The following is a 17,441-nucleotide window of genomic DNA, read 5'->3' on the forward strand; positions in this document are numbered from 1 at the left end:
GCACCGACCGAGGGCCACCCCTCCCGGAGGCCCCCTCGCCCCTGGCGCCGGCTCAGGAACCGGTCAGGAGATCTGGGTGATCTTCCACCAGTTGAGGTCGAAGCCGCCGGTCACGGCGTACAGGCCGAACTGGTGTGTTCCTGCGGGGAGTTCCACTTCACGGGAGATGGTGCGGTAACTGTCATAGCTCCCTGTGTTGGGTACGGAGACATTGCCGAGCGGGGTGGCCCCGCCGCCGAGGTCGAGGGAGAGGGCGCCGCCGTTGTTCGGTGAGGCGACCCGGTACTCGACGAGATAGCGGCCGGCCTTCGGGACCGCGACGTTCTGGAAGGCGATCCAGTCGGTGCTGTCGAAGCTGCCGACCGCCTGCCCGCCGCCCGCGTCGGATGTCGTCTTCTTCGCGACGCCCTTCATCGCCGAGTAGTTCTCCGCCTGGAAAGTGCGGGAGTGGCAGCCGCCGGAGGCGAGTTCGCACACGTCCGAGCGCTGCGTGGACACCTTCAGGTCGTCGTACCAGATGTACGAGTCGTTCGTGGGGGCGAACGAGGGGGTGGCTCCGCCGAAGAAGGACGAGAAGTACGCGCGGTCCACCAGGTCGCCGTTGCGGACGAAGCGCAGCCCACGGATCGTGGCCGCCTGGGCGCCGTTGTACCAGATGTCGATCTCGCCGTCGGGGTTGGCGTTGCTGCCGCTGACGGTGTTGACCTTCAGGCGCTGGACGATGTTGACCCACTGGCCGCGGGGCCAGTTGATGAGGTTCCCCGAGGCGTCCTTCAGGTCGGCGAAATCGCCGTACTGGCCCTCGTGGCCCATGTGGTAGTAGTAGATCGCCGCCTTGCCGCCGGAGCGCCAGATCATCCGCGAGCTGAAGCCGTTGTAGCCGTCGCAGACCTGCCCGCCGGAGCACGAGGCGCCACCCGCCAGACCGATGCCGACCTTCCCGGCGTACTCGGTGGTGCCCCAGCTGAAGTCGCTGCTGAAGCGAACCCAGTACGAGAGGTAGTACTCGCGGCCCGGGGTGAGCTGCAGGGGTGCCTGCGCGCCCGAGTCGGCCGGTCCGATCTTGCCCTTCGGGTAGAACACCCGCAGCGATTTCCCGCCCGAGTGGTGGAAGTTGTAGCCGTCGATCCAGGTGCGCGTGCTCATGCCCTCCTCCCAGGGGGCGTACCAGCCGTCCTGGGACCACTGGCCGAGGCCGTACGCGCTGCCCCGTTCCGGGCGTTCGAAGGTGTTGTACCTGAAGGAGGGCGAGGCGGCCGCGGTCGAGGTGCCGCCGGGCGGCGCGGGGTCCTCGGCCGAGGCGGTGCCGGCGACGAGGGTGGCCAGGAGCGTGGCGAGCAGTGCTGCCTTTCTGAGCATCGTCGTTCTCATCGTCGTTCTCATCGTCGTTCTCATGGATCACTCCGCTTCCGAAGCTGTTACCACTGCAGGGACGGTGCGGTGGTGCGGGGACCTCCTTCCGGAGTCGGCCCTGCGGGGAGACGGGCGGCGCGGCAGGCGTGGTGGCCGATCTCCCCGCGCGGCGAACGGGACGGTCAGGGACGGCCCTTGAGCTCGGGTATGTCCGCCCGGTTGGTGGAGATCGTGATGTCGTCGTACCAGATGTAGCTGTCGTTCTGCGGCGCGAACTCCCAGGTGGCGCCGCCGGCGAAGCTGGAGAAGTAGGCCCGGTCGACCTTGTCGTCGTTGGTGACGAAGCGCAGGCCGGTCACCTTGGCCGCAGGCTTGCCGTTGTAGAAGATTTCGATCACGCCGTCGGGATTGGCCTGTCCGTCGGTGACGGTGTTGACCCTGACCCGCTGGACGACGTTGACCCACTCCCCCTTGGGCCAGTGGACGGTCTCGCCGTTCTGCCGCAGCGTGACGTAGTCGCCGTACTGGCCTTCGTGGCCCATGTGGTAGTAGTACAGCGCCGCTTCACCGGTGTTGAGCCGCCAGATGAAGCGGGAGCTGAAGCCGTTGGTGCCGTCGCAGACCTGCCCGCCGGAACAGGAGGCGCCGCCCGCGAGGCCGATGCCGACCTTGCCGGCGTTGTACACCGTCCCCCAGCTGAAGTTCTCGTCGAACTTGACCCACTGGGACACGTAGTACTGCCGCGCCTTGTCGAGTCGGAACGGTGCCTGGGCGCCGGAGTCCTCCGGGCCGATCTTGCCTTCCGGGTAGAGGACGCGCAGCGACTTGTCGCCGCTGTGGGCGGGTTCCGTGTCGTCGACCACGGTCCGGGTGTCCATGCCCTGCTGCCAGGGTGCGGTGAACCCTTCCTTCGCCCATTCGTCGAGCGTGTACGGGCCTCCCGCGGGCGGCTGCTCGAAGGAGTTGGTCAGGTGGGTGCCGGGCTTGCCCCCGGCCTCCGCGGTGGTGCCCGACGCGAGCTGCGGGTACAGCATCGCGGGGGCGAGCAGGGCCGCGGCCATGGCGGTGGTGAGGGTCAGTTTCCTGCGGTTCAACGTGTGCCTCGCTTCCGGTTGTTGGTGGTGGGGCATAGGGCGTACGGCGTGCTGGGCGGAGGGCTCAGGGGGTACTGGGCGGGGGCTCAGGGGGTGTCGTCCATCAGGGAGCGGAAGGCGGCGAGTGCCTGATCGAGCGGTGCCGCCTGCGGATACCAGGCGGCCTCCCATTCGAGGGAGAACCAGCCGCGGTAGCCGATCTCGTCGAGCAGCCGGCGGAACTCCCCGAGCGGCACGGCACCCGACGACGGCAGGACGGGGGTCAGGTCCTGCGGTGAGGCGACGTCCTTCAGCTGTACGTGGGTGAGCAGCCCGGTCAGCGCGGCAGCGGTGTCGGCCAGGGACTCACCGGCCCGCCACGGGTTGACCACGTCCCAAAGGGCGCGCAGCTGCGGTGGGTTGCCGGCCCGGTGCAGGACGTCGGCGACCGCACGGCCGGTGAGGAAGGCGTCGTGGGTCTCGAGCAGGATCCGTACGCCGGTGTCCGCGGCGGACTCGGTGGCCCCGGCGAGCCGTTCGACGGCACGGTCGGCGGTATCGGGGTCCTCCGGGTCCCCGCCGAAGACCCGCAGGTACGGGGCGCCCACCGCACGAGTCAACTCCAGGTGCCGGAGCAGGACTTCACCCGTATCGCCGGCGCGGGCGCCGACCTGGACGTAGGAGGCGAGACAGATGACGTCGATGCCCGCATCGGCGAGCTGTCGGCCCACGGTCGCGGCATGCTCCTGGGTGACGTCGGGCGGCAGGATCTCACCGTCGGCGCAGCGCAGTTCGACGCCTCCGCAGTTGTGCCGGCGGGCCAGTTCGATCACCTGCTCCACGGGGGCGCCCGGGCAGCCGAGGGTGCTGAACGCGAGGCGGCTCATGCGGAGTTCCGTAGGAGACCGCCGGGGAGTGAATGCGGTCCGCCGGTCACGGACTCGGGCCGGCCGCTCAGTGCTGACTCGTACACGGCCAGCACCGTCGCCACGACCGAGCGCCCGTAGCGGCCGTCCACGACGGGCGGCCGTCCGGTGCGGCAGGCGTCGGTGAAGTCCGCGAGCTGGGCCGTGAAGGCGTCCGCCGGCTCCTCGTCGGGCGGGGCGAGTGGGGTCTCCGCCGCGCCGCGGCTCACCCAGCTGCCTTCGGGCGCCGACCAGCGCAGCGAGCCCCGCTCGCACAGCACCACGGTCTCGTCGGTGTACGGGACCGGAGCACTGGTGAGGTGGAAGCTCGCCTTCACCCCGTTGGCCAGGTCGACCAGGCCCACCGCGTCCGTCTCGATCTCCAGACCGCCACGGCTCCATGTGTGCGCGTGCACGGACTCGGCGGCGCTCCCGGCCAGCCACTGGATGCGGTCGAGGCCGTGGGCACCGACATTCATCACGATGCCGCCGCCCGCCATCACGGGGTCGAAGAACCAGTCGGGGCGCGAGCCCTTGGCGTAGTGCGAGGTGCGCCGGTGGTCGATGGCGCGCACCGGGCCGAGCTCGCCGGAGCGCAGGATCGCCTCCGCGCGGCGGGCCCCGGCGCCGAAGCGCACGACGTGCCCGACCGCGAGCAGCACGCCTGCCGCGTCACAGGCCTCGATCATCGCCGTGCAGTCCGCGACGGAGGTCGCCATCGGCTTCTCCACCAGGACGTGCACCCCGGCCGCCGCCGCGGCGAGCGTCATCTGCGCGTGCAGGGCGTGCGGCGCGGTGATGATCACGCCGTCGAGCGGTTCCCGGGCGAGCATGTCCTCGTGGCGGGTGTACGCGGCGGCGCCGGCCCGCTGCGCCATCGCGCGGGCCGCGTCGGCCCTGATGTCGCAGACGGCGGCCACCGTGACGCCGGGCAGCGCACGCGCCGCCTGGACGTGCAGCGCGCCGACGATGCCTGTGCCGATGATGCCGAGCCTGAATCCGGGCTCGTTGGTTCGCACCGATGACTCCTTGGGTTCTTTGCGGGTGGTGGTTCTTCGCGGGTGATGGTTCTTCGCGGGTGATGGTTCTTCGCGCGTGCTGGTTCTCTGCTGGCGGTGGTTCTCTGCGTCCGGCGTCCGGCCGCAACTCGGTCAGCCCTTCACCCCGGCCGACATGGCTCCGCGTACGAAATAGCGCTGGGCGACGACGAAGAGGACGAGGATCGGCACCAGTGACATCAGCGCCGCGGCGGTCACCAGCTGGTCGTTGCCGACGAACTGGCCGCGCAGTCCCATCACTCCGAGGGGCAGGGTCAGCTTGTCGGGCGAGGTCAGGTACACCGTCGGCTCGAGGACGGCGCCCCAGGACGCCATGAACGTGAACACGCTCAGGGTCGCCAACGCCGGTTTGACCAGCGGCAGGTGGATCCGCGTGAAGATCCGCCAGGGTCCGGCGCCGTCGAGGGTGGCCGCCTCCTGGAAGTCCTGAGGGATCGCCAGGAACGACTGCCGCATCAGGAAGATCCCGAACGGTGTCGCCAGCCAGAAGGGCACGATCAGCGGCAGGAACGTGTCCAGCCAGCCGAACTCCCGGAACATCAGGAACGACGGGATGATGGTGACCACCGTGGGCAGCATCAGCGTCCCCAGTGCCGCCGTCAGGAGCGCGCCGCGTGCGGGCAGCCGCATCCGGGCCAGCGCATGGCCGACCATCGCGCTGCTGAGCACATTGCCGACAGTGGCCGCCGTCGCGATGACGAAGCTGTTGAGGGCGTACGTGCCGAACGGCGCGCGGTCCCACACCTCCGAGTAGTTCGACCACTGCGGCGGGTCCGGCAGGATGACCGGCGGCACCTCGATGTACTGCGCGTGCGACTTCAGGGAGTTGAACAGCGCCGCCAGGAACGGCAGCACCATGAGCAGGGCGCCGGATCCGACGAAGAGGTAGGCGGCAGCCCGCCCGTACCGGTTCCGTGTCCGCGGCCGGACGCGGGGGCGTTGGACGAGGGCCTCAGGCATAGTGCACCCACCGCTTCTGGAGCCGCAGTTGGATCAGGGTGAGCACGAGGATCACCGCGAACAGCACCCAGGCGATCGCCGCCGCGTAGCCCATCTGGAAGTACTCGAAGCCCTGCCGGTACATGTAGAGAACCGTCAGCTCGCTCGCGTCGCCGGGACCGCCGCCCGTCATCACGAAGACCTGCTCGAAGGCCTGCAGGGTGGTGATGGTGGACAGGACGAGCACGAGGAACGTCGTCCCGGAGACGCCCGGCACGGTGATGTGCCGGAACCGGCCCCAGGCGCCGGCACCGTCGACCCGGGCCGCCTCGTACCGCTCCTGCGGGATCGCCTGCAGGGCCGCGAGGAACAGCACCATCATGTAGCCGGCGCCCTTCCACACCGCGATCAGCGCCAGCGTCGGGATCACCAGCACGGGACTGTCCAGCCAGGTCAGCGGGTCGATACCGAACCAGTCGAGGACCGCGTTCGCGCTGCCGAGGCGGGGGTTGAACACCGCGTCGGCGACGTACGCCATCACCACCCAGGACGACACGACGGGCACGAAGTACGCGCCGCGAAGGAGCGGCATGAACCGCAGCTTCTGGTTCAGCGCGACGGCCAGGGCCAGCGCCACCACCGTCTGCAGCGGTACGAAGATCAGCGCGAAGTACCCGGTGTTGAGCAGGCTCGTCCAGAACGCCTCGTCCCCGAGGAGCCGGGAGTAGTTGTCCAGTCCGGTCCAGCGGGGCGAGGACACGGTGTCGTAGTCGGTGAAGCCCAGGTAGGCGAGGGCCAGGACCGGCCAGGCCGTCAGCAGGACGAGATGGGCCAGGTACGGAGTGGCGAACAGCATCGCCCAGCGGCGTTCGACGCGTCGCGCGGAGCGTGCGGCGCGGTCCGGGCGAGGAGCGCGACGGGGTGTACGCAGGGTCTTGCGGGGTGCGCCCGCCACGTCACGACTCCTCCCCTGCTCGGTGGCGACGGGCGTCATCCGGCGGGCCGGAAGCGGTCGATGGCGGACTGCGCCTCGTCCTGCCCCGTCTTGAGGGCGTCGGGGACGGAGGACTCCTTGTTCAGCGCACCGGTGACAGCCTCGGCGAGCGCCGTGGTGTACTCGCTCCACACCGGGTTCAGGCCCAAGTCGTCGGCGCCTGCCAGGGAGTCGAGGAACACCTTGCGGTCGGCGGGCGGGGTCTCGGGGCTCAGGAAGGCGGGCGTCTGCGTGACCTTCTTGTTGATCGGGATCGCCTCGCCGATCGCGGTCCAGTCGGACTGCGGCTTCTCGCCGGAGAAGAACTCGATCCATTTCCAGGCGGCTTCGGCGCGGGCGTCGGGCGCGGCCCGGTTGATCACCCAGGCGTTGATATTGGCGAGATCACCGCGCTGTCCGCCCGGTCCCTTGGGCAGCGGGGCCACTCCGAAGTCGGCCTTGCCCTGGTTGGCGGTCTGGATCCGGGCGTAGATGCCGAACTGCATCGCCACCACGCTGCTGGGGAACAGCGTCTGGGACTTGCCCAGGGCCTCGGTCGTCACCGGGTCGGGGGCGACCTTGTCCTCGTACATCGTCTTGAGCATCCAGTCGAACGCCTCGCGGCTCTGCGGGCTGTCGATCGCGACCTTGCCGTCGTCGCCGAGAACCTCGCCGCCGAAGGCCCCGACCATCGGCCACCAGCTCTCGACGAAGCTCGGCGAGTAGGAGCGGAAGCCGTAGACGTCCGGCTTGCCGTCGCCATTGGTGTCCTTGGTCAGCTTCTTCGCCGCGGCCAGCAGATCGTCGTACGTCCAGTCGGCGGTCGGCTCCGCGACACCGGCGTCCTTGAACAGCTTCTTGTTGTAGAACAGCGCGGTGGACTGGGCTCCTTGCGGGAAGCCGTACAGGCGGCCCTTCGGATCGCCCTTCTTGATCAGGTCGACGCCCAGGTAGTCGTCGGCGTTCAGCTTCGACGCGTAACCGCTGAGGTCGCGCAGGCTGCCCCGGCCCGCGAACTCCTGGACGAGCACGCCGTCCGACAGCCACACATCGGGCGCCTTGCGGCCGGCGAGCTGGGTGCGCAACCGGGTGTGGAACTTGTCGTAATCGGCCGACTCGATCTTCACGCGAATCGTCGGATTGGCCTTCTCGAACTCCTTGACCAGCTTGCGCATGGTGCCGTCGGCAGGTCCGCCTGCCTCCGCGTAGTAGCCGAGGGTGATCGTCGTCTTTCCGTCGGCGGCCCCGCCGGATTCACCGCCGCAGGCGGTCGCGGCGAGCGCCATCGTCAGCGCGAGGACGGATGCGGCCGTTCTGGTGCGAACTGCCCTGCGTATGGGCATGGTTGTGCTGCGGATGGGCATGGCTGATGAGCCTCTCTGCTCAGCGGGTCCCGGGGCGGGACGGGTGCGGTCCGGTGGCGGACCGTCGGTCGGGGCTGGTGTGTGTGGACCGTCGTTCGGAGCTGGTGTGTGGACCGTCGGTCCTGGCGGGCGCTCGCGTCAGGCGGTCGCGGCGACGGGGCCTGCCCGGTGGTTGTGTTCGGCGGCGTGGTCCGATCCGCCGCACGAGGCCCGTACGACGAGGCGGGGCTGGAGTTCGAGACGGCGGGCCGGGATCTCCGGTCCCTTGGTGATGCGCTGCAGCAGGAACTCGGCCGCCAGCGTGCCGATATCGGCCTTGGGCGGTGCCACCGCGGTGAGGGCGGGATCGCCGAACTCCGCGATGTCATCGTCGTAGGCGACGACCGCGAGGTCCTGCGGCACCCGCATGCCGAGCCGCCTGGCGTGGCCCAGGAGCATCACCGCGTCCCGGTCGCCGTGACAGAACACTGCGGTGACGCCACTGCCGCGGCACATGGCCGCATACGCCTGGATCTCCTCGCTCGACCACTCCACGCGCTGGACGACCGCTTCGGGCACGGGGTCCACACCGAGGGCCGCGGCGGCGAGTTCGTAGCCCTCGGTGATCACGGCGGCGGTGCCGGTGCGCAGCCGGCCCAGGTAGCCGATCCGGGTGTGGCCGAGCGAGGTGAGATGCCGCATCGCCGCGTAGACGCCGCCCAAGTGGTGGGTGGCCACGTACGACGTGGGGTCATCAGGAGCCGGGGCGGGCGGGCGGCGCTCGACCAGGACGTAGGGGACGGGCAGCCGGTGCAGGGCGTCCACGTGTGCCTGCGGATCGTCCGCGAGGTTCAGGTTGGGCACCAGGATCAGTCCGTCGACGCCGTTGTCGAGGAGCCGTCGGGTCTGCTCCGCCTCCAGGGCAAGGCGGTTCTCGGAGCTGGCCAGGATCACGCCGGCGCCCGCGGCGGTCGCCGCCCGTTCGATCCCCTCGATGACCTGCGGGTAGTAGTACGACGTCGACGGGACGAGGACACCGAGCAGCCGCCGTCGCGGCGTGGGCGGCAGGCTCGCCAGATACGTGCCCGAGCCCTGTCGGCGCACCACGACCCCCTCGTCCACCAGGACGCCCACCGCGCGTCGCACGGTGTTGAGTCCCACGGCGTAGGACTCCGCCAGCTCCGGCTCGGTGGGCAGCTTGGTGCCGATCCCCCAGCCTTCGTCGGAGATCCGTTGGCGCAGCGCCTCCGCGACGACCTCAGATTTCATTCCTTTGGAGAATGAATTCCGCTCACTGCTTGCTGTCATGGCCGGGATGATGCACCAGCCATTTCTTGGCCGTCAATGCTTGTGGACTAATTCCTTTCATGGTTCTCTGCGTCCTGACACCGCTTCTGACCTGCCAAAACAGGGAATGTATTCATTCCTCGAAGAAGGAGGACTGTTGACCTCCATAGCCACGCCCGCCAGCGCATTGCAGGGGCTGGTCATCGAAAGCATCGAGTGTTTTGTGCTGCCTCTGCCCACCCTGCGGGACTTTGTGATCTCCGGCGGGGTGGTGACGCGGCGGGGCGGGACGCACCCGCGCGTCCTGGTCCGTATCGGCGCGGGCGGCGCCGTCGGCTGGGGCGAGGCGACCCCGGCCCCCACCTGGACATACGAGACGGTCGAGAGCATCGTGGCGACCATCGAGCGCTATCTCGGTCCGCCGCTCCTGAACCGGCCGGTGTGGGACATCGCCGGCGCCCACCGCGTCTTCGACCGGGCCATCAACCCCGGCTACACGACCGGCACTCCGCTGGCCAAGGCCGCGCTCGATCTCGCCCTGCACGATCTCGTCGGCCGGCTTCTCGGCCTGTCCATCGGGGAGTTGTGGGGCCAGCGGCAGATCGACCGGGTGCCGCTCGCGTGGATCGTCTCCGGGGATCCGCCCACCGCGGCCGACGAGGTGGCCGAGGGGCTCGACGCCGGATACGGGGCGTTCAAGATCAAGGTCGGGACGGCTCCCCTCGACGAGGACATCCGGCGCGTGGAGGCCGTACGGATGGCCGCGCCCACCGCACCGCTGTGGGTGGACGCCAACCAGCGCTACACCGTGAATCAGGCGCTGCACCTGTCCCGCCGCCTCCAGCCGTACGACATCGACCTGCTCGAACAGCCGCTGCGGGCCAACGACCCGCTCGGCCTGCGCCGGCTGCGTGAGCGCAGCGAGATCCCGATCGCGGTGGACGAGAGCCTGGTCCACCCCAGCGACCTGGCCGCATTCGTCCATCTGCAGGCGCTGGACATCGCCGTGGCCAAGGTGCAGCGCACCTGCGGGCTGTACCTGTCCCGGCGGTTGTGCGCGCTGGCGCAGGACTGCGGGATCGGCCTGGCGGGCTCCGGACTCACGGACTCCGACCTGGGCCTTGCGGCGTCCCTGCACCTGTTCGCCGCCTTCGGCATGGACCGTCCGGCCGACCTCAACGGCCGCCAGTTCATACGGTCCACATATGTCGCGGGCTCAGGGGTGGAGGTACACGACGGTGTCGCCACGGTGCCGACGGGGCCGGGTCTCGGCGTGGAGGTGGACGAGGAGGCGGTACGCGGACAGGCGGTCTATCCGTTCGACGGGCTCCTGCGGCGGCGGATCACGACAGCCGCGGGGTAGGCCGACCTCGTTGGCTTGCGCGGAGCAGGTGAGTAGATGTGTCCGTCGTACGGGGCGGGGCCGGGACCGTGGATCGAGGCAGGTGCGATCCGGCCCTGGCCTCCGCGGTGGCAACGCTGACAGCATGAGCGCCATGGAGGCTCTCAGCACCCCGGAAGTCCTGTCCGCGATCCAGGACGAGTTGGGCGACTGGCGTCGGCTCGCCCAGCCACTGGCGGCTCGCTATGTGACCGAGGGCAAGGACCCGACGGTCGCCGCCTCCTTCGTCTCGGCCGTCGCCCAGGTGTCCGCGACCGCCGGCCATCCGGTGCCGGAGATCCGGCTGGGCCATGGCTGCGTCGACCTCTTCCTGTACACGGTCGACCCCGCCGGCGGGCGCTGGATCACGGCGAAGGATCTCGAACTGGCACGGCTGATCACGGGACTTGCCGCCAAGTTCCTGCTGCGGGCCGCACCCGCCGACCTGACCCAGGTCGAGCTGGCCCTCGACGCGGCCGACCACACGGCCGCCGGCCCGTTCTGGGCCGCGCTGCTCACCGGCGACGCGGCGAACACCTCCCACGATTCGGTCTTCGATCCGCTCAACCGTCTGCCCGCGATGTGGTTCCAGCAGACCTCCCCGCACGAGCCGCCGCGCCAGCGCTGGCACCTGGACGTATGGCTGGCGCCCGAGGTCGTCGAAAAGCGCATCGCGGCCGCCCTGGCCGCGGGCGGCACCCTGGTGGACGACTCCGAGGCGCCGTCGTACACCGTCCTGGCGGACCCGGAGGGCAACAAAGCCTGCGTGTCCTGCGCGACCGGGCGCGGCTGACGGGACGCGGCCCCGTCACCCATTCAGCCGACACCGGACACCGCCTGGGCAAACCCGCTCATACCGTAATGAAATGAGCACCCCGAGCCCCGGCCAGGTCATCGAGGCCGACACGTACAAGCCCGGCTCCACGATCAGCGACTGGCGTCCCGAGGACACCGGCTTCTGGGCGTCGACCGGCCGCAAGGTGGCCAACCGCAACCTCTGGATCTCGATCCCGGCCCTGATGCTGGGCTTCGTCGTCTGGCAGGTCTGGTCCGTGACGGTGGTCAAGCTCAACGACGTGGGCTTCGGCTTCTCGAAGTCGCAGCTGTTCTGGCTGACCGCGATCCCCGGCATCACCGGCGGCACCTTCCGCATCCTGTACACGTTCATCGGGCCGATCTTCGGCGAGCGGAAGTTCACCGCCTTCTCGACGATCATCCTGGTCGCACCGATGCTGTGGCTCGGCTTCGCCCTCCAGGACACGGGCACGCCCTACTGGGAGCTGGCGCTGATCGCCGCGGTCTGCGGCATCGGCGGCGCCAACTTCGCCTCCTCGATGGCGAATATCGGCTTCTTCTTCCCGAAGAAGGAGAAGGGTTCCGCCAACGGCCTCAACGGCGGCCTGGGCAACCTCGGCGTCTCCATCGTGCAGCTGGTGGCCCCGCTGGTCATCACCGCCGCCGTGCTCGGGGCCCCCGCGGGCGGTCCGCAGCACGACAGCGCCAAGAACACCGACGTATGGCTGCAGAACGGCGCGTTCCTGTGGGTGCCGCTGCTCGTGATCATGGCGCTGCTCGCGTGGTTCTTCATGAACGACCTCAAGGTCGCCGCCGCGCCTTTCAGCCAGCAGAAGATCATCTTCAAGCGCAAGCACAACTGGCTGATGACCTGGCTCTACGTCGGCACCTTCGGCTCCTTCATCGGTTTCGCCGCCGGTCTGCCGCTGCTGATCAAGGACAACTTCCAGGCGCAGGGCTACCAGGCCACCACATACGCCTGGATCGGCCCCGCGATCGGCGCCCTCACCCGCTGGCTCGGCGGATCGCTCTCCGACAAGGTCGGTGGCGCACGCGTCACCCTGCTTTCGTTCGTCGGCATGGCCGCCTCGCTGGTCGTGGTGATCTTCGCCCTGCCGCACAGCGGCGACCAGGGCAGCTTCTGGACCTTCTACGTGGGCTTCCTGTGCGCCTTCTTCTTCTCGGGCATCGGCAACGGCTCGACCTTCCGCCAGATCCCGGTGATCTTCCGCGACTGGCACTCCAAGAGCGCCGAGGGCAAGGGCCCGGACGCCCAGGCGGCTGCGCTCAAGCAGTCCGAGATGGAGGCCGGTGCGGTCACGGGCTTCTCGTCGGCGATCGCCGCGTACGGCTTCTTCTTCATCCCCGCGATGTTCGCCAACTTCCCCGTGACCAGCGCCCTGTGGTGCTTCATCGGGTTCTACGCGACGTGCCTGGTGGTCTGCTGGTGGTTCTACGCCCGCAAGGGCGCCGAGGCGCCGAGCTGATCCGGACGCAGATGACCCCACCCTGGTTTTGAACATGTTCAACCCTCTCGGTTAGGCTCGGCCCGACACCGAGGGGGTTTTCATGCGCGTGGTGATTCCAGGGGGAACCGGGCAGGTCGGCGCGATGCTGCGGCGGGCGCTCAAGGCGGCGGGCCATGACGTGGTGGTGCTCAGCCGGCGTCCCGGCGGACCGGATGAAGTGGCCTGGGACGGGCGGACGTCAGGACCGTGGGCCGAGGAGATCGACGGCAGCGATATCGTGATCAATCTGGCGGGCCGCAGCGTGAGCTGCCGCTACACCGAGGCCAATCTGCGGGCGATGATGGACTCCCGGGTGGATTCGGCGCGGGTGGTCGGTGAGGCGATCGCGGCCGCGGAACGGCCGCCGCGGGTCTGGCTGCAGATGAGTACGGCGACGATCTACGCCCACCGTTTCGATGCCGCCAACGACGAGGCACGGGGCCTCATCGGCGGCGCCGAGGACGGGGTGCCGGACTACTGGGCGTACAGCGTCGAGATCGCCAAGCGCTGGGAGCAGACCCAGGAGGCGGCCGCGACCCCGTACACACGGAAGGTCGCGCTGCGCGCCGCCATGGTGATGAGCCCTGACCGTGGCGGTGTGTTCTCGGTGCTGTCGCGGATGGCCAGGCTCGGGCTCGGCGGGCCGGTCGCGGGCGGGCGGCAGTACGTGTCGTGGATCCACGAGCGGGACTTCGTCCGCGCGGTGGAGTTTCTCGTCGAGCGCGAGGACATCGACGGTCCGGTGAACCTGGCCGCGCCGACGCCGCTCCCCCAACGGGAGTTCATGCGGGAGCTGCGGACCGCTTGGCGGATTCCGGTCGGGCTGCCGGCAACGAAGGCGATGGCGGAACTCGGCGCGTTCGCGCTGCGCTCGGACACCGAACTGCTGCTCAAGAGCCGCCGGGTGACGCCCGGTCGGCTGCTCGACGCCGGCTTCACGTTCGAGCAGCCCGAGTGGGGTGCGGCGGCCGCGGAGCTGACCGCACGGGCGCGGGCCTGAACGAACCGGCTTGCAAAGGGCTCGCGACGGGCCGGTTTGCGGAGGGCTCACGACGGGCCGGTTCGCGGAGGGCTCACGACGGGCCGGTTTGCGCAGATCCTCACGCGCAGGGGCCCGGGCGGTTCTGCTCGCGCCAGGCCCGGGGTGAGATTCCGTAGGCGCGTTTGAACGCCTTGCTGAAGTGGGTCGCGTCCGTGAAGCCCCAGCTCCGCCCGATCGCCGCGATGGTGCGCAGCCGCCCGTTCGGACCGGCGAGCTCCCGCCGGCATGCGGCCAGGCGGCGGGTACGGATCCAGTCTCCGAGGCTGATTCCCGAGCGGGCGAGCACGGCGTAGAGGTGCCGTACCGAGATGTCATGCGCGGCGGCTATCCGCGCCGCCGACAGATCCGGATCGGCCAGATGCCGCTGTATGTACTGCGTGATCCGCCGGCCGAGCGTCGCCTCCAACGGAGCCGCGGTCAGGCTGGACTCGCCGTGCTGGGTCGTCAGGAGGGCGCGCAGGAGTTCGACGCTGGGTTCGACGACGCTGTGGGCGTGCGCGGCCTGGTGCAGCCGGTCGCTGACGGCCAGTTGGGAGAAGTAGGTGTAGGCGAGTCCGGCAAGAGGGTTGTCGGATCCCAGGGTGACCGTGCTGGTGTCCCGCAGCAGCCGGTCGGGCAGCGCGAGCAACGCGCGGGGGAAACGCAGGAAGTGGTGGTCGACTCCCTCGTCGAAGAGCAGTGTGTACGGAGAGATCGATTCGTAGACGGCCAACTCCCCCGGCCGCAGCACGCACTCGCGGCCGTTCTGCACCACCAGGCTGGTGCCCGTGACCTGGAGGCCGAGGAAGACCGCCGGCTCCTCATCCTGCCGGGCCAGCCGCTCCGTACGGCGGACGGTGACCGCGGACGCCCGCGCGGAACAGAACGTGAGAGGGCCGATGTCGCCGAGCCCGATGCGCACGGAGATGTCCTCGGCCGCGGGACGGTGGTCGATGTCGACTGCCACCAGGGATTCCCACACCGCGTCCCGGACCACTTCCTCGCGGTCTCGCGGCGCTATGAACGCGGTGTCCAGGACCGGGCTCATCCAGCAGACCCTCGTTCGGCTCGGTGATCGTTGCCTCAGTCTGCCGGTGATCTCTCCCACCGCGCAACGGCTTCCCGGGCGCCCGCCCGGCCTACTCCCCTGATACGGCGCCGAGTTGAAGCCGTGCACTGCTGACCAAGTTCCCTGCACGGACGGCCAAGTCCGGGGCCCAGGATGACCTTAAGGTCCAGAAGCGAACCCGGAGAAAGGGACATCACCGGGTGTGCTGCGACCAGTCCGCTCAAGGAAGTTGGATCGTTCATGGGAACTCGCAAACTCGCGTCAAGCCTTCTCTCCGCGACCATGCTGTCGGTCGGCGTGGTGGCCCTGACACCGACGTCGGCAGCTGCCGCGACGCCCAAGTGCACCCGCCAGGTCGAGATGAAGCCGAGGGCCGCCTACTCGTACTACATGATGATCCCGAAGTCGGCCACCACGGTCAGCTGCTACATGAACAAGGGGACGCAGAACACCGGGGTCACCGCACTGCAGACGGCGCTCGTGTACTGCTACAACGCCACCAAGGGCATCAGCGGTGGAACATTCGGCCCCGGCGATATCGACGGCGTCTACGGGCGCGACACCGAACTCGCGCTGGAGAGCGTGCAGATTCAGATCTTCCCGCAGGAATCGAGCATGCACGACGGGATCTACGGCACGAGGACCGCCGCCATCCTGAAGTTTCCGTGGCACAACCCGAGCAACGACCGGATCATGGACACGTGCACCAGGCGGGACGGGGCCGGCTGAGCCGGTAGGGCCTCGCCGGGTCGCCGGTCCGCGTTCACCGCTGCGCGGCCAGCACTGCCGCGAGGCCCTCTTGCAGGTCCTTGACGAAATACCCGGGAACCTCAAGGGCCGGGAAATGCCCCCCGCTGTCGGGCTCCGCCCATCGGACGATCTGCCGGTAGCGCTCCTGAGCCCAAGGGCGCGGGCACTTCTCGACGTCGCGGGGATACATGGTGAGTGCCGACGGGACGTCGACCCGGAGTTCGGGGTCCAGTGAGTTGTGGCTCTCGTAATAGATGCGGGCCGCCGATGCGCCGGTCCGCGTCAGCCAGTACAGGGTGACGTCGTCGAGGATGCGGTCCCGGGAGATCCGCTCGAACGGGCTGTCCTCGGTGTCCGACCATTCGGCGAACTTGTCGAGGATCCAGGCGAGAAGCCCGACCGGTGAGTCGACGAGCGAGTAGCCGATGGTCTGCGGCCGGGTGGCCTGCTGTTTCGCGTACGCGGCGCGGTGGCGCCAGAAGTCACGGGTGTCCGCGGCCCACTCACGCTCGACCGCCGTCAGGCCGTCCGTGCTCAGGCCGGGCGGTCCCTCCGCGAACGTCGAATGGATACCGAGCACGTGCCCGGGGAACCTTCCGGCGAGCACCGTGGTGATGTTTCCGCCCCAATCACCGCCGTGGGCCGCGAACTTGGAGTATCCGAGCCTCCCCATCAGCTCCACCCAGGCGGCAGCGATCTTCTCCGTTCCCCACCCGGTGGTAGCCGGCTTGTCGCTGTAACCGAAGCCCGGCAGCGACGGGACCACGACGTGGAACGCCGGCGCGTCCGCGTCTTTCGGATCCGCCAACTCGTCCACCACGTCGATGAACCGGGCGACGCTATCCGGCCAGCCGTGCGTCATGAGAAGAGGGGTGGCGTCTGCGCGCGCGGAACGGCGGTGCAGGAAGTGGATTCCCAGACCGTCGATGACCGTACGGAACTGGCCGATCCCGTTGAGGCGCTCCTCGAACGCCCGCCAGTTGTACCCCGTACGCCAGTAGTCCACGACCTCGACGAGGTCGGCGAGCGGAACGCCTTGGTCCCATCGGCCAGGGCCCGGCGGGGCGCCATGGACCGTCTCGGCCTCCGGCAGTCGCGCGGCCGCCAGTCTCGCGCGCAGATCCTCGAGGTCGGCATCCGTCGCGCGGGCTTCAAATGCTTGCACGTCGCTGGTGGGACGGGGCATGTGACCTCCTCGGCCGTCGCGGAACCGGCCGCCAACCATCGCGAACCGGCTTAGACGGTTCTACCATGCGGTCGCACCACAATGGAACCTGCTAAGCTGGTTCCATGCCTCCCGAGTTCCCTGACTTCCGCCTCGGCACCGTGCTGGCGACCAGCTTCACGGGGACTTTGTCGGAGCGTCACGGCGACTTGGTGGAACGCATTCCCACACCGCGGCGACTCGTCGACTGGCTTGCGGTGAGCGGCCTCGCAGTGGATTCCTGCACTGATGCGCAGCTCGAACTCGCCCGGGAGCTACGGGAGTCGATCCACGCCGCCGCGACGGCGGCCGCGATCGACGACGCCCTCCCCGCGCCCGCCGTCCAGGTCATCAACGACTTCAGCGCCCAGGGCCGGGCCGTGGCGATCCTGACGCCCGAGGGCGAGCGGCAATGGCGGCTCAACTCGACTTCCCGCGTGGAAGACGCCCTCGGCGTGGTCGCCGCCGGCGCGATCAGCATCATCGCCGGCGCACGCCACGGAAGACTGGCCTTGTGCGCCTCGCCGACCTGCCGAGCCGCCTTCTTCGACACCAGCCGGAGCCGCACCCGCAAATGGTGCGACATGAACACTTGCGGGAACCGCCAGAAGAAGGCACGCTTCCACGCCAACCAGCGCAAGAGCTCCAGATCAGCAGGCTCGGACTAGACGCACGGGGCAGCCTGCGTGGAGCGAAGACGGTCGTGCGTACGCGCCGGGACCGACCCCCCCTCGGTGGGGGGGGGGGGGGCGCCGCCCCCCGGCGCGTGTTCTCCCCCCCGC

At 69.3% G+C, this 17,441-nt stretch carries 16 protein-coding genes; 6 read left to right on the top strand and 10 right to left on the bottom strand.

Features of this window, described 5'->3' with window-relative positions; translation table 11 throughout:
* Positions 1-63 precede the first annotated feature (63 nt).
* From JAO81_RS08020 to JAO81_RS08055, 8 genes are all read right to left on the bottom strand, one after another.
* Positions 64-1,359 (bottom strand): carbohydrate-binding protein, encoded by a 1,296-nt coding sequence (locus tag JAO81_RS08020; protein ID WP_199547087.1) that lies wholly within the window; start codon positions 1,357-1,359, stop codon positions 64-66.
* Between the two features lie 176 nt (positions 1,360-1,535).
* On the bottom strand, positions 1,536-2,447 hold the full coding sequence (locus JAO81_RS08025) for a polysaccharide lyase (RefSeq protein WP_233415074.1): 912 nt from the start codon (positions 2,445-2,447) through the stop codon (positions 1,536-1,538).
* Between the two features lie 86 nt (positions 2,448-2,533).
* On the bottom strand, positions 2,534-3,313 hold the full coding sequence (locus tag JAO81_RS08030; protein ID WP_199547089.1) for a sugar phosphate isomerase/epimerase: 780 nt from the start codon (positions 3,311-3,313) through the stop codon (positions 2,534-2,536).
* On the bottom strand, positions 3,310-4,350 hold the full coding sequence (locus JAO81_RS08035) for a Gfo/Idh/MocA family protein (protein WP_199547090.1): 1,041 nt from the start codon (positions 4,348-4,350) through the stop codon (positions 3,310-3,312). Before JAO81_RS08035 ends, JAO81_RS08030 begins: the two co-directional genes overlap by 4 nt.
* Before the next feature lie 132 nt (positions 4,351-4,482).
* A complete protein-coding gene (locus JAO81_RS08040; protein ID WP_199547091.1) occupies positions 4,483-5,349 on the bottom strand; it encodes a carbohydrate ABC transporter permease in 867 nt (288 codons plus the stop codon).
* Positions 5,342-6,283 carry a carbohydrate ABC transporter permease gene (locus tag JAO81_RS42330; RefSeq protein WP_199547092.1) on the bottom strand — a complete coding sequence of 314 codons (942 nt, stop codon included), beginning with the start codon at positions 6,281-6,283 and terminating at the stop codon, positions 5,342-5,344. Before JAO81_RS42330 ends, JAO81_RS08040 begins: the two co-directional genes overlap by 8 nt.
* Before the next feature lie 35 nt (positions 6,284-6,318).
* Complete coding sequence (locus JAO81_RS08050; RefSeq protein ID WP_233415075.1) at positions 6,319-7,665, bottom strand: sugar ABC transporter substrate-binding protein; 1,347 nt, start codon at positions 7,663-7,665, stop codon at positions 6,319-6,321.
* 138 nt (positions 7,666-7,803) lie between these two features.
* Positions 7,804-8,913 (bottom strand): substrate-binding domain-containing protein, encoded by a 1,110-nt coding sequence (locus tag JAO81_RS08055; protein ID WP_233415076.1) that lies wholly within the window; start codon positions 8,911-8,913, stop codon positions 7,804-7,806.
* A gap of 175 nt (positions 8,914-9,088) precedes the next feature.
* Between JAO81_RS08055 and JAO81_RS08060 the strand changes: the two genes are divergently transcribed.
* The 4 genes from JAO81_RS08060 to JAO81_RS08075 all read left to right on the top strand — a co-directional run bounded on the left by JAO81_RS08060 (position 9,089) and on the right by JAO81_RS08075 (position 13,615).
* On the top strand, positions 9,089-10,294 hold the full coding sequence (locus tag JAO81_RS08060) for a mandelate racemase/muconate lactonizing enzyme family protein (RefSeq protein ID WP_199547095.1): 1,206 nt from the start codon (positions 9,089-9,091) through the stop codon (positions 10,292-10,294).
* 124 nt (positions 10,295-10,418) lie between these two features.
* Positions 10,419-11,105: a VOC family protein gene (locus JAO81_RS08065; protein WP_199547096.1), complete on the top strand. Its 687-nt coding sequence runs from the start codon at positions 10,419-10,421 to the stop codon at positions 11,103-11,105.
* Between the two features lie 73 nt (positions 11,106-11,178).
* Positions 11,179-12,594, top strand: coding sequence for a NarK family nitrate/nitrite MFS transporter (locus tag JAO81_RS08070; RefSeq protein ID WP_199547097.1), 1,416 nt, complete (start codon positions 11,179-11,181; stop codon positions 12,592-12,594).
* Positions 12,595-12,676: 82 nt separating this feature from the next.
* A complete protein-coding gene (locus tag JAO81_RS08075; RefSeq protein WP_199547098.1) occupies positions 12,677-13,615 on the top strand; it encodes a TIGR01777 family oxidoreductase in 939 nt (312 codons plus the stop codon).
* A 100-nt stretch (positions 13,616-13,715) separates the two neighbouring features.
* Here the strand turns inward: JAO81_RS08075 and JAO81_RS08080 are convergent, their stop codons facing one another.
* Positions 13,716-14,684 carry a helix-turn-helix domain-containing protein gene (locus JAO81_RS08080; RefSeq protein ID WP_199547099.1) on the bottom strand — a complete coding sequence of 323 codons (969 nt, stop codon included), beginning with the start codon at positions 14,682-14,684 and terminating at the stop codon, positions 13,716-13,718.
* Positions 14,685-14,945: 261 nt separating this feature from the next.
* Here JAO81_RS08080 and JAO81_RS08085 point away from each other — a divergent pair, with 261 nt between their 5' ends.
* Entirely contained in the window at positions 14,946-15,434 is a 489-nt protein-coding gene (locus JAO81_RS08085; protein WP_199547100.1) for a peptidoglycan-binding protein, read from the top strand.
* Between the two features lie 34 nt (positions 15,435-15,468).
* Here JAO81_RS08085 and JAO81_RS08090 read toward each other — a convergent pair whose 3' ends face one another.
* Positions 15,469-16,641, bottom strand: coding sequence for an epoxide hydrolase family protein (locus tag JAO81_RS08090; protein WP_199547101.1), 1,173 nt, complete (start codon positions 16,639-16,641; stop codon positions 15,469-15,471).
* A 104-nt stretch (positions 16,642-16,745) separates the two neighbouring features.
* Here JAO81_RS08090 and JAO81_RS08095 point away from each other — a divergent pair, with 104 nt between their 5' ends.
* On the top strand, positions 16,746-17,327 hold the full coding sequence (locus JAO81_RS08095) for an ABATE domain-containing protein (protein WP_199547102.1): 582 nt from the start codon (positions 16,746-16,748) through the stop codon (positions 17,325-17,327).
* Positions 17,328-17,441 lie beyond the last annotated feature (114 nt).

This window comes from Streptomyces sp. N35 (assembly GCF_016464295.1).
Classification (GTDB): domain Bacteria; phylum Actinomycetota; class Actinomycetes; order Streptomycetales; family Streptomycetaceae; genus Streptomyces.